Annotated in this window: 5 protein-coding genes; all 5 read right to left on the bottom strand. The window is 42.5% G+C overall.

All coding sequences use genetic code 11. The features are described 5' to 3' along the window. Window positions 1-10: 10 nt before the first annotated feature. Genes G9X63_RS05335 through G9X63_RS05315 form a run of 5 tightly spaced genes read right to left on the bottom strand, consistent with a single transcriptional unit; the run spans window position 11 to window position 18,499 of the window. A complete protein-coding gene (locus tag G9X63_RS05335) occupies window positions 11-901 on the bottom strand; it encodes a PorP/SprF family type IX secretion system membrane protein (protein WP_252624791.1) in 891 nt (296 codons plus the stop codon). Window positions 902-903: 2 nt separating this feature from the next. Further along, window positions 904-5,754: a T9SS type B sorting domain-containing protein gene (locus G9X63_RS05330; RefSeq protein ID WP_252624790.1), complete on the bottom strand. Its 4,851-nt coding sequence runs from the start codon at window positions 5,752-5,754 to the stop codon at window positions 904-906. Window positions 5,755-5,812: 58 nt separating this feature from the next. Beyond that, window positions 5,813-7,177: an OmpA family protein gene (locus tag G9X63_RS05325; protein WP_252624788.1), complete on the bottom strand. Its 1,365-nt coding sequence runs from the start codon at window positions 7,175-7,177 to the stop codon at window positions 5,813-5,815. 4 nt (window positions 7,178-7,181) lie between these two features. Continuing rightward, complete coding sequence (locus G9X63_RS05320; RefSeq protein ID WP_252624786.1) at window positions 7,182-8,081, bottom strand: PorP/SprF family type IX secretion system membrane protein; 900 nt, start codon at window positions 8,079-8,081, stop codon at window positions 7,182-7,184. 11 nt (window positions 8,082-8,092) lie between these two features. Further along, the gene (locus tag G9X63_RS05315) at window positions 8,093-18,499 is read right to left on the bottom strand and encodes a LamG-like jellyroll fold domain-containing protein (RefSeq protein ID WP_252624784.1); all 10,407 of its coding nucleotides are present in this window, start codon (window positions 18,497-18,499) and stop codon (window positions 8,093-8,095) included. Between the last annotated feature and the right edge of the window lie 120 nt (window positions 18,500-18,619).

Genomic DNA, 18,619 nt, shown 5'->3' with positions numbered 1-18,619 from the left:
TTGTCTGTTTTTATTTCTCTGTCTTATTAAACACATAAAAACGCAAGGCTAATTCGTGCGTGTTGCTGGCCATCTTGCTCATCGCAGAAGTGGGAACTTCGTACACGTAACCCATGTATAATTTTGGGCTAACTTGAACGCCTAAACGAGCACCATAGCTATCTTGTGAGCGCAGACTAGCCCCTACATCGAACTTGTTTAAAATGTTGGCCGTTAGATTCACATCCCAGCTCGTAGGAGCGTCCGGCGATATTCTAGCCATCGCACTCGGATACAAATTCACCGCCTCATTCAACTTCACCTTAGTCCCGGCCATCACATAGTAATAAGCCACGTCTTTATAAGCTCCATTTTGTGAACCAAAATCATAGTTCAACACCCGCGGTTGCGCAATGCTGAAAAACAATCCATCTTCTGCTTTGCTAAGTTTTACACCCCAGCCCGTGTTCGTCTTCATTCCCGTAGAGCGATCTCCTTGGAACATTGGATCTACCGTACTAATCAATCGAAGCGCTGAGAAATTCACGCTCATACTCGACATCCCTAAACGTACACCACCAGATAAATTCCAGTCTTGGCTTAATTTAATGTGGTAAGCAAAGTCCCCCGCAATGGTAGCCGTTTTCACCGGGCCCGCTTGGTCATTGATCAACACAAAACCCAGCCCTTTATTTGCGCCGTATTTAATGTTTCCTGTCAAAGATACCGTCTGCGGCGATCCCTCCATTCCCATCCATTGCTGGCGGTTAATCAAGATGAATTCCGAGTGCTTTGTACTACCAGCCTGGCTCGGATTAATCACTTGCGGATTAAAACGATACAGCGAATACATGGACTCCAGCTGCGCTTGCGCTTGCTGAATAAATAAAAAACTTATTAAAAATATAGCTATCCTTTTCATATTTATTGTGCTAAACGGCTAATGTAAATAAACGTGTTAACCGTAGGTTTTACTCCAAAGAAGTCCACTACATAATAGTACACTCCATCCGGCAATAAGTCTCCGCTGTTAGTAGTTCCTGCCCAATCGTTTTGGTAATTCGATTGCTCATAAACCACCATGCCGCTTCGGTTGTAAACCGTTAACTTATTGGGCTGAGTTGACATAACACCCGGCACTAACAAGACATCATTTTCGCCATCGCCATTCGGTGAAATACCTTGTGGAGTAAAGGTCACGCAAACATCTTTGTCCAAACGATTTGGAATACCATCGTTATCGCAATCCGGTAATGCCCCTAAGTTCAGGTTGTCCTCATTCACATCTAGAATGCCATCACCGTCACAATCCGTGTCGCGGTAATCTGGAATACCATCACCATCTAGATCAGGAATGTTCGCTCCTTTGATTCGACTATAACCCTCTTCCACATCGGAGATTCCATCGCCATCCGCATCAGCAAAGCTTGACGCGCTGTTAGGGTTCGTTCCTTGGTAAACTTCGATGTAATCAGGCACGCCGTCGCCGTCAGTATCTTTCACCGATTTTGCATCGTTCGGGTTAGTCCCTTCTTTGATCTCTACATAATCTGGAACACCATCACCGTCTGAATCAACTGCAGAAGTCGCATCGTTTGGATCTAGACCCGCAGCAATTTCCACATAATCAGGAATGCCATCACCATCCGTATCCTTACCATCGTAAGCAACAGTCGGATTTGTTCCTTGTTTTACCTCGATGTAATCTGGTACGCCATCACCATCCGAATCCTTCGCATCGTTTGCCGTCGTAGGTGATGTTCCTTGTTGTAGTTCAATGAAATCCGGTACTCCATCACCATCAGAGTCTTTCGCATCTGTGGCTAGCGTAGGAGAAGTTCCTTGTTTCACCTCAATGTAATCAGGTACACCATCACCATCTGAATCCTTCGCATCCGTAGCTGTCGTAGGTGAAGTGCCTTGTTGAACTTCAATGTAATCGGGAACTCCATCACCATCGGTATCTTTCAGTTGATCGCCAGCTTGTGCAGGATTTGTTCCTTGTAACACCTCGATGAAATCAGGTATGCCATCACCATCCGTGTCTTTAGCATCACCGGCTACCGCTGGGTTAGTTCCTTGTTTCACCTCAATGTAATCTGGAATGCCATCACCATCCGTATCCTTCGCATCCGTGGCTGTGGTAGGAGAGGTCCCTTGTTGAACTTCAATGTAATCTGGAACCCCGTCACCATCGGTGTCTTTAACATTATCTCCAGGAGCATTCACATTTGTGCCCTGTTTCATCTCGATATAATCTGGTACGCCATCTCCATCTGTATCCTTTGCGTCATTAGTGGAAATGGGCGAGGTACCTTGCTGGACTTCAATATAATCAGGCACACCATCACCATCCGTGTCTATCACGACGTCGCCAGTTGCATTCGGATTTGTCCCTTGCAATCGCTCGATGTAATCTGATACGCCGTCACCATCCGTATCTTTTGTATCTGCAGCAGTCGTTGGCGAAGTACCTTGTTGTACCTCGATATAATCCGGTACACCATCACCGTCGGTATCTTTAGTATCTGTTGGATTCGTAGGAGAGGTAGCTTGTTTCACCTCGACATAATCTGGGACACCATCCCCATCGGTATCTTTTGCATCTCCATTGAGAGCAGGATTCGTACCATCAATTACTTCCACGACATCAGGCACACCATCACCATCCGTATCCTTAAAACTTGTCGATGAATTAGGATCCGTGCCATCGATCAGCTCTTGCGAATCTGACACACCATCTCCGTCAGTATCACCTACTTCAACAGTCAGAGCTAAATAAGCAGTAGCTGCTTGGTAATTTGCATTAGAAGCGACGCTAGCTGTTATCGTTGCTGTACCCGCACCCACGATAGAAATCGTGTTACCAGAAACAGTAGCCACTGACGTATTGCTAGATGCATACGTAATTGTGCCAGTCCCTGCAGAAAGCGTAGTACTTAAGTCAAAACTCGGATCGCCTACTGTTTTTGTGATCGTAGTAGCTAATCCACTAATTGTCCTAGGGGCTTTGCTTACGGTTAATAGCGTTGAAGTAGTGGCACTACCATAATTAGCATCGGCCGCAATATTCGCATTTATCGTTGCTGTTCCCACACCGTTGATAGTTACAGTTGCTCCATTTACAGTTGCTACAGATGTGTTACTAGAAGAATAAGTAATACTACCTGTACCAGCAGAGCGAGTAACTGTAGGTAACACAAAGGCTGATGAACCATATACTTTATCAATACTAGCGCTGAAACCAGTCAAGGTTCTGCTCGCCTTAGTCACTGTTAAATTGAACGTAACGGAACCCGAACTATAAGCAGCCGTAGCTGTCTGATTCGCTGAAATAACAGCCGTTCCTGCACCTACAATAGTTACCTCATTACCTGTAATCGTAGCAACAGCTGTGTTACTAGAAGTGTACATAAATGCACCCGTACTTGTAGAAGCTGGATCTGTTAAAGTAAATGCCGGAGCACCAAAAACTTTACTAACAGCAGGCATTGCCGTAATCACAGGGTTTGGCTTAACTACAGAAATCAGACCAGAAATGGAACTAGTAACTGGCGAACAACCGCCTGATGCTTCCGCATAAAAATATAGTGAGCTAACCGAACTGGTAGATGGCATATAAGTAGCGGAATTTGCCCCCGATATTGCCGTGCCAGATAAAGCAACATTGGTAGAAACTACAGGATTTTTGAACGCAATACCATAATTACCTGCCCAATATTCTGTTTCACTTACTTGATAGAACACGGCGCGTACTTTTGTGGCGCCTGATGGAATAGCCACGTTAGACAAACTTACATTTTGAAAAGTGAGTGTCCCTGTAAATTGTGGAGATTCTACCGTTTGTCCAACTTGTACATTGCTTGCGTTGTAGAAAATCAATTGAATTTTTCCAACATCTCCAGCCCTATTATTGTTAGGATCTGTCTCTGCATACTGCGTACTAAATGTAACGGTAGTGGCTGTAGGATCAAGCGCAAAATCTCTGTAAACATTCGACCCATCCACATAAGCAAAAGTCAAAACACCACCCGTAATTGCAGGATTACCTCCAGAATACAAAGCAAATGTTTGGAAAGACCCAGTACTCGAAGTAAATCCAGCAGTACTAGTAAATCCATTTAGTAAAGAAGGATTAGAAGGAGTGGAATACCACTGATACGAGGTCGCTCCAGGCGAATTTACCGTTAGTGCAGTGGCAGTGGAACCAATAGTATACGTTTGATCGGCCGAGGAGACATCTGTGGTGAAAATAGATGTATCTATCGTCTGAGAAATAATTGAACTTGTGACAGCAGTACCACATTGTCCCGTAACAACCGCATAATAATAGGTAGTACCAGCCGTAGAGGTAGGGATCGTATAAGTAGTACTTATCGCGCCCGAAATCGCCGTAGAGCCTACCGTCGAATTCGTTGTATTACTGTACCATTGATACCCTAAATTTAGTCCGGATGCAGTAAGACTTGCGATTGAAGCAGTCCCATTTAAACAAACGTTTGATGGGCTTGTTGGTTGAGTGGTGATAGCTGGTGGAGCATAAACCGTTCCTGAGGCTGCAATATTTACTGATGCCGCATTAGTGGAACTCAAAACTATATTTCCAGCTGGACTTCCTGTTGCATCAGCTTTCATCCTAATATAAACTGTAGAACTTACTGTACCACTTGATTGAGCTAAACTTAGACTAGATGAATAAGTCGAACCATCTAACGAATATTCAAAACCTGTTAATGGAGCAATTGAAATATCTGATGTTAATAAAGAGCCGTTTACTGCTATAGATTGTGCATTTGAAACGGCACTAGAACATTTTGTAAAAGGAGATAACGTACCAATGGTTGTTATTGTTATTACGGGAAATGTAAAAGTTATCTCACCATTTAAAGTCGGATTGTTTGAATAAAATCCATAGGTTGAGTTAGTATTTCCTAAATTAAACGTTGAAGGATTTGAAAGGGTCACAAGAGATTGATCAAAATAAGAAGAACCTCGCCCTCCATTCCCACCTAGATTACTAGAGCCATAAGGTGTATCTTTACCTCCGGTACCCCCTCCGGCATAACCTCCTCCTCCTCCTCCAAGCTGCCTGTAGGGGCCATTACCGCCAGTCCCTGTTGTAGCATTTGAACCCGCATATCCAGCTTTTTCTGTACCGATTCCACCTGCCCCACCAGTTGCACCATTCGCATCAAACCCCTGTGTAGACCCATCAGGATCACTATCAGTGCCATTGCCGCCTCCAGCTCCGGCTACTAAAATTAAATTATTGGAAGAATCATAGAACCGAGTTGCTCCTCCTCCCCCTCTAGCCCCATTACTTCCACCCTGCCCTCCATTAGGCCAACCACCTGGTGCATATGGTTGATTGCCTAATGTGTTAGTAAGACCTACTTGGATCGTATAAGCATCTGATGCTACCAATTGAGTAATATTTCCAGTAAATACTGCTCCTTTTAGATAAACAGAACTAGCAGAAGTAGAATAGGAGCCTCCTCCGGCACCTTTAATGGAAAAGGACACGTTTTGCAATCCAGAAGATGGAATAGTCCAAATATGATCAGAACCGATTCCCGTAAATTTTACAATACAACTTCCTCCAGACTGCGTTACAGTTACTCCATTGCTCGTATTTACAGTCTGAGCGCAAGCCCCTGTACCCACTATTACCTGAGCATGGGAATGAATATTAACTAATAATAATAAATGAAATAGGATTGTAAAGACAGATATAAGTCTTGAAGTCATTTTTGAAAGAAATTCTTTTTTCATCATAATACTCTGTTTTAAATTTAATTAGAAAAAGAGGCCTCTTTTCAGAAGCCTCCTCTTTCTATTTTACGATCTGTACTTCCACTCTTCGATTCAGCTTCATGCCATCCACCGTCGTGTTCGGTGCAGCTGGCACTAACTCTGAGAACCAAGCCAATTTCATTCGCTTCTTCTTCACCCCATTTTTCATCAGGTAGTTGCGTGACTCAAGAACACGGTTCTTCGAAAGTTCGACGTTGTATTGTACGGTTTGGCGAGAATCCGTGTGACCCGTCACTTTCAGCTTTAGACTAGGCTGAGCTTTTAACAAGGTCAACGCGATATCTAAGGTGCTTATAGACTCCGCTGTTAGGCTAAATCGATCTGTATTAAAGTAGATCACCAAGTTCTCTGGAACCCCTTGAAGAGCCGCTAAACCGGCCACGTTTGGCATTAGATCATCTGCGTCAATTACACCGTCACCATCCGCATCTTTAGGCGCAGGACAGCCTTTTAAGGAGGCAATTCCGGCTACGGAAGGACACGCATCTTCGCTGTCATAAATTCCATCACCATCCGCATCTGCTGGGCAACCTGCATTTTCGCGGACACCTGCTAGCGTAGGGCAACGATCTTCCGCATCGATGATACCATCACCATCTGCATCCGCTGGGCAACCAGCATTAGCCCGAACACCTGCTACTGCAGGACATTTATCTTCCGCATCTATTATACCGTCACCATCTGAGTCTAACGGACAACCGTTATTTGATTGAACGCCTTTCACTGTAGGACACTTATCTTCCTTGTCTACTATACCATCGCCGTCAGTATCGATAGCAACTGGCTCGGTAATTTTAGCTGGTGCAGGAACCAGTTTATTGCCCCACTCGTACACTAAACCACCGGTATAATGTGCATAAGTTCCACGACCATCTGTAAAATCAACTTTGCCTATCTGGAAAAACGGGAATCCAATATTGGCCATTGCCCTACCATACAAAGACCCAGCAATCTTAAAATCAAAACCGGCTCCAATGGAACCTGTCAAATCCACATCACTATAAGTGGAACGAGTAGAGTTATCTGCTACCACTTCACCACTAAAATTCGCAAAAGGTCTAAACTTTTTGTGTGTCTCACGATCCAATAAATAGTAGCGAAGACCTAGGCCCGCTGATGCTACATCTTTTGGATTTTTAACTCCGTAAAGTAACGTTGCGTATAAATCCACATTCGGCTTAACCTCTATTGCATATTGAATCCCAAAATCGGTATAGTTCTGTAAATAATCTCGTCGAGTCATGTAGTTTTGATACCACATATTAGACGTACCAAAAAGCAAGGCAAAGCTCTGGCGTTTGGGTGATTTTGTTTGAGTACTATCTTGCGCTGCGGCGACATTCCACAGGCACAACATTAATGCTATAACTAGATATTTCTTCATAATATTATTCTTTTTCAGTTTTGGCCTCCTTCTTGAAAATCGTCAAACGAACAGCAATTTCATGCGTCTGACCAGTCACTTTACTCAATGCAGAAATCGGCATTTCATAAATGTATCCTAGGTAGATTTTAGGACTAGCCTGAACACCAAAACGTGCCCCAAAACTATCTTTGTGTCTGTAAGAAATCCCTGCCTCAAAGGCATTACCAATCAAAGTGTTCATATTCACATCCCAGCTTACTGGAACCTCATTTGCCACGCGCGCCATAAAAGACGGTTGCAAGGCGAAAGTATTCGAAAAACGGAAAGTAGTTCCTGCGTTAACATAATGATAGGTTATATCTTTATATCCCCCATTCACATTTCCAAAATCATATCCAATTACTCTAGGTTGTGAAATACTCACAAAAAAGCCTTTCGCGTTACCCAAACGAACGCCCCAACCTGTATTAAATTTAATACCAGTAGAACGATCTCCAGCAAAAACAGGATCTGAAGGATCAACTACCTGAATTCCATCATAATCAAGACTCAATGTAGAGGCTCCTAAACGAACCCCTCCTGAAATTTTCCATGCATCATTTAATTTTACCTGATAAGCAAAGTCTCCTGCAACAGTAGAAATTTTCATAGGTCCAGCAATATCTGACATGGCTAAAAAACTCAGGCCAGTCTTGGCTTTCCATTTAAAATTACCCGTAAATGCCATTGTACGTGGAGCCCCTTGAATACCGATCCATTGCTGGCGATTCATGGCAGTAACTTCCCCTTGCTGAGCCACTTCCCCAGCAAAAGCAGGAGAAGAAATAACAGGGTTTAATCGATACATCGAATACATCGTTTCGATTTGCGCTTGTGTTATATAGGCGCCTAATAGTAAGCCGGCCATAAGTATAAATCTCATCTTTTTCATGTCTATTTAATCGTGCGATCTACTGATAAATAATTACTGATAGTAGGTTTTTTGCCAAAGAAATCAAGCACATAATAATACGTTCCATCTGGCAATACGGTGCCCGTAAAGCTATTATCATAACTCTCCATCTCGAAGACAAGCGTTCCCCAACGGTTGAATATAGAAAGGTGGTTTGGAATCTTCCGCAAGAATAATCCTTTGAAGACTAAGCGATCATTTTTGCCATCACCGTTTGGAGAAATCCCCTGAGGTGCAAAAATCTCACACTCATCCGGATCTAATCGATTCACAATCCCATCCTTATCACAATCAGCGAAGTCCGCATCCTCATTAAATTCTTCATCGAAATCTAGGATACCATCCCCATCTGAGTCCACATCGTATGGATCTAATTTTCCATCGCGATCCGTATCCGGCGGCGTTAAACCTTTATTCGCAGAGGACGGAATTCCTTTCTCGTCGATGTTTCCATCCGCGATACCATCTTGGTTATAATCCGAACCACTCGCTTCGATTACGTCTTTGATTTGGTCTGAATCAGAATCCAAATCTCGGAAGTTAGGGGTACCATCTGCATCCGTATCACACAGAATTCCGGTGCCCGTACACACCTTGTTTTCAACGGAATCGAGGATACCATCGTTATCAGAATCTAAGTCTAAATAATCCGGCTTACCATCTCTATCCGTATCCACTATCGTCTCTAATTTATCCGAGATGCTGTCCCCATCTGAATCCGTATCCAAGCAATTTGGAATTCCATCTCCATCTAAATCCTGCGTTCCTTCTACCTGATTCGTCACGCCATCTGCGTCACAGTCTAATAGTAACCAAGCCGCGCTAGGAGCCATGGTAATACTTCCCGCTTTAAATGAACAAGCATCGGAAGGCGAAGTGCCATCTGCTAATTCCGTTCCATTTAAAACGCCGTCGCCGTCACAATCCAGGGCTTTCCAGTCATCCGATACGTTCGCTTTCACTTGACGCGTAGGTTCGTAAACGCAAGGATCTGTAGGGGCCAAATCCGTTCCATTCGGCTCTCCGTCACCGTCGCAATCGGATAATGGATCCTGTAAGTCACAAGCCAAAATCGTCACAAAAGCTAACGCAGAAACCGGTGGCGATACCGCCTTATTAGTTACCTTGTAACCCATCGTTACTAGGCCGGTCTCAAATGGAGCGCGCTTATACGTCATCTCGCCCGTAAACGGATTAAAGGTGACGGTTCCTTTGGCCGTACCGTCATTTGGAGGCAATTGTCTCGAAATTTCTGTATTTGCACCTGGCAAGAAATCATCATTCGTTAAAATGTTAACCGTTAAAGCACCCGAACTTGGTAAGTTAACCAAATCATTAGAGGCCACTGGCGCATCGATATTTGGATCCGTTGCATTCGAATTTCCATCCGCATCACAGTCTAGCGTTCCCCAAGCCGTGCTAGGCGTTAAGGTTCTGCTCGTGACTACATAAGAACATCCCTCATTCGGATCCGTTCCGTCATCCGTTTCTTTTCCATTGGTCACACCGTCACCATCGCAATCCGCCGCACGCCAGATCGCATTGGTGGTTACTGGAGTTGCGCCTGCTAAATGAACACAAGGATCGTTAGGATCTGTGTCTGTTCCGTTAGGCGTACCGTCTCCGTCGCAATCCGCCGTTGACCATGCAGAAGTAGGCGTCAACGTTTGGCTAGCTACCTGGTAAGAGCAAACGTCGTTAGGATCTGTACCATCGATTGCCTCTTGTGCATCGGTGACTCCATCACCGTCTGTGTCTGGATTATTCGCTCCTGTAATCGTAAAGGCATAAGGAACAGATGTTGCACCACTATAATTAGCGTCAGCAGCAAGTGTGGCGATAACCTCATACGTTCCTGCGCCTGTTGGTTTAGTTGCGCTTGGGCCATAGGTTGTAGATCCTGTCCCAACATAACTATACGTAACCGCACCCGTAGATCCAGTTTTTGTATTCGTTATAGGGCCTTGTGTAGAGCCATTGTACGTGTAAGAAGTAAGGCCCGTTACCGTGATTGTGGAACTTGCCGTATTAATCGTAAAGGCATAAGGAGCAGATGTTGCACCACTATAATTAGCGTCAGCAGCAAGTGTGGCGATAACCTCATACGTTCCTGCGCCTGTTGGTTTAGTTGCGCTTGGGCCATAGGTTGTAGATCCTGTCCCAACATAACTATACGTAACCGCACCCGTAGATCCCGTTTTTGTATTCGTTGCTGGGCCTTGTGTAGAGCCATTGTACGTGTAGGAAGTAAGGCCCGTTACCGAGATTGTGGAACTTGCCGTATTAATCGTAAAGGCATAAGGAGCAGATGTTGCACCACTATAATTAGCGTCAGCAGCAAGTGTGGCGATAACCTCGTACGTTCCTACACCTGTCGGTAAGGTGGCACTTGGACCATACGTAGTTGATCCTGTCCCAGCATAACTATACGTAACCGCACCCGTAGATCCAGTTTTTGTATTCGTTATAGGGCCTTGGCCAGAACCATTATATGTGTAGGTAGTTAGACCTGTTACGGTAATAGTGGAGCTTGCCGTATTAATCGTAAAGGCATAAGGAGCAGATGTTGCACCATTATAATTTGCATCAGCAGCAAGTGTGGCGATAACCTCGTACGTTCCTACACCTGTCGGTAAGGTGGCACTTGGACCATAGGTTGTTGATCCTGTCCCAGCATAACTATACGTAACCGCACCCGTAGATCCAGTTTTTGTATTCGTAGCTGGGCCTTGTGTAGAGCCATTGTACGTGTAAGAAGTAAGGCCCGTTACCGTGATTGTGGAACTTTGACTGTTAATTGTTTGGGTAAAGGGTATAACTGAGGATACACAACCTAAAGAACCATTTTTTACAAGTAAATTAAAATTATAAATCCCTGGACTTGAAGCAGGAATGGATACCGTGATGGGACTTACTGGCAATCCGTAATTTGAGATAGCCACAAAATTTGGCATCGCATTGGGTCCCACAGCTGTTATGCTGTACTCATCAGGAGTCCCCACCGCGTTGCTATAAGTTAAATCAAAACTTGTTGCAGTGGTATACAGATTCGCAAGTTGTCCTAAAGTAATTACAGGTGTTGGACTCACTGTTACTGTTATAACACCACTCGTAGCAGCGCTACAAGTACCACTTGTTACGACTGCTTGATAATAGGTAGTAATAGTTAAATTACCTGTATTTAAAGATGAAGCATTAGCTCCACTGATATTTGTAAAGTTGACACCATCTGTAGATTGCTGCCATTGAATAGATCCTGTATGACCTGCCAAAGTTAAAACGGTACTCGATCCCTCACAAACAGTTGAATTAGCTACAGAAGCTGTTCCCGCCACGCTAACTGGATCAATCGTTATTCTACTAGAGAAAGAAGATGTACATTGGTTGCCATCCGTAATGGTTAAAATAGGATCAAAAGTACCCGCTGTTGTATAGGTATTACTTGCATTGGCGGTGAAAGCGGTCGCACCATCTCCAAAGGTCCACGAATACGTTCCAATCGGAGAGTTCGTCGTAGCATTTGGCGTACTTGCATTTGTGAAAGTCACAACACCATTTGTTAAACACACGGTGTTCGCCGATAGAGTGAAGCTAGCTGTAGGTGCTGGCTGACTACTAATTGTTACACTTAACACCGTACTAAATACAGAACTTCCACAAGCATTATTGGCCAAGACTTTAATTGTACCAGATCCAGCGCTATTAGCAGCAGTAATATTAATCACATTAGTTGTGGAAGGCGTAGCGGTCAAATTACCATCTACCACCCAGGTATAGGATGTAGCACCCGGTACAGCGGCAATACTATACACCTGATTCGAATTCATACAGATAACAGACTGTCCTGAAATAGAACCCGGAGTCGCAGGGATTGATGATACTGTGGTTGTAATAGCGTTTGACGTGGCAGGTGTTCCCGTGACACAAGAAGCTAGACTAGAAGTCATCACCACCGTTATTACGTCATTATTAGCTAATGAAGTCGTTGAATAGGTAGCGCTATTCGCCCCCGATATATTGTTACCATTTAATTTCCATTGGTACGTAGGAGTGCTTCCTCCATTTGTAGGCGTGGCGGTAAATACCACATTCGTGCCTGAACAAACACTGTTATTGGTAGCATTTGAACTAATGGATACGGAAGCAACGACTGTTCTTGTCACTGAAGCATTTCCTGTAGCCATATTTTGAGTCACAGCATCAGTCGATGTGATCGCAATATTTCCTGATTGACCATTGACGGCCGAAGTACTTAAACGCACATAAATTAGTCTTGCACTCACAGATCCTGACGAAGGGGCAATGCTCAACGTAGTCGTGTAGGTACCTGCTGAACTTGTGGCTAATTCATAGCCCACAGGCGCAGTTAATACTAAATTAGCGGTTAAATATTGCGCACTTACGGTAAAGGTCTGGGCGTCAGAAGCCGTTCCTAAACACGTAGTGAATGTATTTAAAGTTCCCGTTTTTGTGATGGTGGGTACAACCACGGTGACTACTTTGGAAACCGTCTTTTCACAAATAGTATAGGTAATAGTGCTTGTTCCAGGATTCACCCCCGTTACCACACCAGTAGTAGCATTAACCGTTGCAATATTCGTTGCTGCAGAAGCCCAAGTTCCACCCGTTAATCCATTCGTATATGTAGTGGTCAAACCTTTGTTTAGGATAGATGCACCTGCAATTTCAGGAATTGTACCCGCAACGAAATTAGACGTTGAACCCGTTTTTGCGAAATTAGTTAACGTACCGTTATAAGGTGTGGCCGTTCTACCATTTAAAGTTGTGATCGAGGTATTTGATCCCCCAGCAATTCCTTGATTGAAATTATAATAGGCGACTAAACCTGTTTCATCACCATTTAGTTCGGTATGCATACTTGACGTAATCTCGGATTGCGTTTTAGTAACGTTCCAAATTTTCACATTGTCTAATAAACCGTTATAATATTGAGGGAAATACGTTCCATAAGAACCTAATTTCAATGAGGTAGATACATTTTTTAAAGAGCTGTACCCTGTTGCCAGCGTACTACCTTGCTGCACTCCATCAATATACAAACTCAAATTCCCACTATTTGAGCCATCATAAACCATTGCGATATGCTGCCATTTATTGATTACTAAATTGTTTGTAGTTATAGCTTGTGCAGTAATTCCATTTCCAATTTCAGCTCTTAAAACTCCTGAATTATATCTTAACGCATAAGCTAAATCAGCTGATTGACCCGTATTTACATCTTGTATTTTCCCAATGATTACTTGAGCACCAGTAGTACTCGCAGGTTTAACCCAGGCCTCTATTGTGAACGCTGTTAATAAGTCTAAAGCAGCATTATCTGGAATATCAACATAATCATTGACTCCATCAAAACTCAAAGCATTATCCGTATTAACCGTAGCAGTCACTGTTTTAGAAGCCGCCCCTGTTGAGGCAACAATAAAGTTACCGCTAGTTGCAGACGCCGCTGAATTAATTAATCTAGCATACACATTTGTCGTAGCTAACGTTCCAGATGTAGGTGCTAAGGTCAAAGTAGCGCTGTAAGTTCCAGCTGATGCATTTGAAACTTCAAATCCAATAGGTGCAGTAACCGTCACACTTGCCCCTAGATTCGTTCCTGCAACGGTAAAGGTTTGAGGAGGAATCGAACATCCAGAGCAAGTCGTGAATGTTTTTAAAGTCCCCGTCGTAATAGTTGGTACTAAGACAGTTACGCTATAAGTAGCCACTTTACCACAAATAGTATAACTGAAGGTTGCATTACCACCAGCTACTCCTGTTATTAATCCCGTAGAGGCATTAATGGTTGCGACATTGTCATTTGAACTTGACCACACACCACCAGTTAAACCGTTGTATAATGCCAAAGTTCCGCCAGCTAAAACGGTTGTTGCATTTCCAGCAGCTGTGATTTCTTGTATGGGTCCAGTAACGAAATTAGCATTGTTCCCCGTTAAAGCTATAGCCGTTAAAGTTCCATTGAATCCAGAAGGTCCTCTATCAGTTAAAGTGGTGATACTTGTATTTGTACCACCAGCAATACCTTGATTAAAATTGTAGTAAGCTAAAAGATTGGATTCATCTCCATTTAACTCTGTAAACATCCCATTTGAAATTTCAGACGCTGATCTTTCTGTATTCCAAACTTTTAAATTATCAATGGCTCCTGTAAATAAACCCTCCATACCTGTACCTACTCGCTTTCCACCAATACTTCTGAAGGCTGCATTATCTCCTGTCACATTCATGGTGTTAGTAGAAGCGTCTAAAACACCGTTGATGTACATTTTTACCACCCCTGTGCTACTTCTAGTAACAGCCACGTGTGTCCATGTATTTAAGGGAACGGAAGTGGTAGAATTTAGCCCAAAAGACCAAGTTGATCCATTACCAAAATTTGCGTGTAGCTTATTACCGTTTGTTATAGCTATCGCTTGTACCACATCTTTAGTAAAGATTTCAGAGAACGCTTCCGTAGAACCTTTCCAATAAACCCACGCTTCCGTTGTGTTAGCTAAATTTGTATTATCTAAAATATCTCCCAAGTTCACATATCCTGCATGATCTAACATCAATGCATTATCCGTATTTACTGTCGCAGCAACAGTTCTAGTAGTAGCACCAGGGGATGTAATCGTGAAATTACCTGCAACTGCAGAGGAAGCGTTGTTAATTAATCTTGCATAAATGGTAGTAGATGCAACAGAACCGGAACTTGGCACTAATGATGTAGTTGAACTGTAAGTTCCGCCAGATGCTGTTGCAATTTCAAATCCTGTAGGTGCTGCTACAAGTAGGTTCGCTCCTAAATTTGTTCCTGAGACAGTGAATGTTTGAGGTGTAATGCTGCAGCCAGAGCAAGAGGTGAACGTTTTTAATGTTCCGCTAGTCGTGATCGTTGGCGTAACAATAGTTAACGCATAACTAACTGTTTTATCACAAATGGTATAGGTAATGTTAACTGAACCATTGGCTACACCAGCGACCAAACCAGTTGAACTATTCACCGTAGCAAATGAAGTATTAGACGAAGCCCAAACTCCTCCCACAAGCCCATTTGAAAGTTGTAAAGTATTTCCAGTAGCAAGTGTGGTTGCATTACCCGCCGCAGAAATTTCAGGAATAAAACCTGCCACAAAATTCGAAGATGTGCCTGTTAGTGCAAAACTTGTTAATGTTCCATTGTATGCATTAGAAGAATTATCATTTACCGTTGTAATAGAATTTGTTCCATTTGCAACGCCTTGATTAAAATCATAATTAGCAACTAACCCCGTTTCATTACCTGACATTTCGACAAACATATTTGCCGCTATATCAGAGCTAGTTCTTGCTGTATTCCAAACCCTTAGTTGATCGATGCCCCCATTGAAATATGACCCGGCAATAGGACCATAAGCAGTGCTAGAGGTCTTGTAGGCTAAAAGTCCAATATTTGATCTATCTAAAGTAGGATTCGAAGTAATATCACCATTTGATGTAACGCTAGCAACTTGGCCATTAACGTACAATACTGCACTTGATCCAGATTTAACCACCGCGACATGCACCCACTTTCCCGTATTAACAGGAGTAGTACATTCTAATCCATAAAATTTAGTGCCATCATTTAAAATAAATTGAAGTTTTCCATAGGAGGTTCTAAATTCAACTACACTACTATTTACTGTTGAACTACCCCATCCAATAATTTCATTGATAGCCTTCGAATCAGATGTTTTAATCCAAGCTTCAATTGTTACAGCAGAATTGTTGTATGCTGATGCAAAAGCAGAAGGCAAACTCGCATAATCGCTTGAACCATCAAAATTCAATGCATTATCTGTATTCGTAGTTACCGTAATTGTTTTTGCTACTGCCCCTGTTGAAGCAACTGAGATCACATCACTTGTAACCGATATTGCATTATTTGTCAATTTTGCGTAAACGGTAGTAGTTGTTACAGTGCCTGAAGATGGAGCAATATTAATACTTGTTGCAAATCCACTAGTTGGACTGGTTGACACTTGGAATCCAATAGGAGCTGTGACTACCAGATTATTAGTCGCTAAATCTACCCCCGAAACGGTAAAACTTTGTGGAGCCACTGTACATCCTGAACAGGATGTGAACGTTTTTAAAGCCCCTGTTGCAGTCAATACTGGATTAGTTACCGCTGTGAAATTGACAGAAGCATTATTGGTACCATTCGTCCCATTTAATGTATAATTCAATGTGGCCGCTTCCACGAATGTTGAACTAGTTAAAATGGCGGTATAAGTCCCATCATTATTATCAGTCACACTACTGATGCTTCCTTTATTTGTAGTAATTAAAACAGTTCCGCCTGTGGAAGTTAAATTAGTTCCGTTCGCTTGTTTTAATTGAACTGTAATTACCGAAGTAGTCGTACCATCAGCAGCAATACTTGTTGGATTTGCTGTGATGGTTGATGTCGTTGTAGAAGCTGCTACTGGGACAGATCCACAAATAGCTAAACTTGGTGTACCTGTACAGTTAAATGTATTGATAAATGAGCTAGCAGAAACACCATCGCCCATACTTCCAGAGGTTTTATGCCCTACATAGCAGAATTGCGCACTTCCTTGTTTTAAATATACTAAAGTATGCCCGCCTAATTCAGCAGACAAAGCGACATCCGTACCAGATGTAAATCCTAAAGGCGTTCCGGGATCATATGTAGTTCCATCTGTTGTACGACCTAAAGCCAAACCTTCATTATCTCCCCAAGTATATAAATCTCCCGATTTTGTAACTGCAGCAATACCAGGAAATGAGGCATCATGTTCTTGAGCGGTAATAAAAGATACATTACTAAAATTCGTAGTTGAATTAATTTTAGCATTTACCCATGAAGTTCTTTCTGTTGTAGTAAAATCTCCTAATTGTTTCTGGGCGTTATAACCCAAACTATATAAAGCTCCGCTGTTACTCAATATATAGTAGGAATTTTTAACGGACGTAGAATTTTTGATACCACCAGTAACCGCAATCATTTTGGGAATATTAGTGATAGAGAACTCTGCAGGCAATGTCATTTTTGTTGCATAACTTCTTGCCGCTGCTGCTGATCCATCACCTAAATACGTACTAGAGCCCCAGGTGTAGACTGTACCATCTGATTTTAAAGCGATGACTGCGTTCAAAGTCCCACTACTTGCTTGAGCTCTTACTGCTGTTACACCAGTTAAATCAGTAGAAGCATTTATTTTAGCTTTCAACCATGTTTTGGGATTTACAGTAGTATTTCCAGTTGCATTAAACCCAGCATTTTGAGCCAATACCCATACTTCCCCAGCATTGGTTAAAATGATTAAATTACCATAAGTAGCGGTCATCATTTTAACATCATACGGATTTACACCAAGTGGCAGACCTGTCGCAGTATTGACATTATTTGCTGTAAAGTTGTTAGTTGCTATTTTGCCAAAAGTTGACGAACCTTTTAAATCCAGATTTATAACATACCCAACACTTCCCCAAACGTATAATCCATCCGTTGTAAGCAAAATGGCTTGATCCTTACCTCCACCACCTTGTCCACCAATCGCTGCTTTTAAAGGAGTGCCTCGTAAATTCGGGAAATTAGTCACATTAATATCTAATGGTCTTAATACACTTCCAGCACCCGAATTATCTAAATCCTCTCCCCAAACAGAAAAACTTGCATCCGTTTTTTGAGCGATAGACTGATGGTAACCACTTACGATTTTATCATAAGGGTTGTTCACATCACAATTAGGTGCTGTCGGGGCATCATTATCTACAATTGAACCTAAACCAATTTTACTACCTACTGATACCAATAAATTTTCGATATTCTCAACCAATAAATCATCTGTAGTATTTACAGTTATGGTAAAACTACTCACACCACCGGGTACCGTGATGGTACCATCTCCGTTATCTACTACGCCATTGGAAAAACTATAAGAAGCAGTATAATCCGCTCCTTTTATAGCAGTTCCAGACGTATTGAAAGTGTAAACTTGAGGACGTCCTGCTGTTGTAGCTGTACTTAATGTTACGGTAAAGACTAAATTTAGACCTTCTATAACATTAGCATTGGTTAATGAAATTGAAGATGGCTGTGGGGTATTTGCTAATTCTGCATTAAAATCTACAATAATTCCTGAAGTGGCTGCATTTCCATTTCTGCTTTCTCCATCAGTAAATGCTAAAGTAGATGCGTAAGATCTAAGACCTATACTCGTACTGGAACCACTAGTGCTTCCTCCAACAATATTGTAGGTTTGATTTGCACCATAAGTTATGGTTGCATTTTGGCCAGCATCTATGATCAGGCCATATACAACCACATTCCCAGTTACGGTCTCTCTCCAGTTTAAAGCTCCACTCAGAGAGATAACTCTGCCAGAAGTCAAATAAAATTTAATTATACCTGCCAAGTCATTGCCTTGGGTTCCTCCAAAGGTACCAGAATATGCCTGTCCAAAACTCACCCTAGCAATTCCAAGAGTAGCAAAGTTTTTGATATTACTTGT

The organism is Aquirufa antheringensis, from assembly GCF_023921165.1.
GTDB classification, from domain to species: domain Bacteria; phylum Bacteroidota; class Bacteroidia; order Cytophagales; family Spirosomataceae; genus Aquirufa; species Aquirufa antheringensis.
This window is presented reverse-complemented; position numbering and strand designations above follow the sequence as displayed.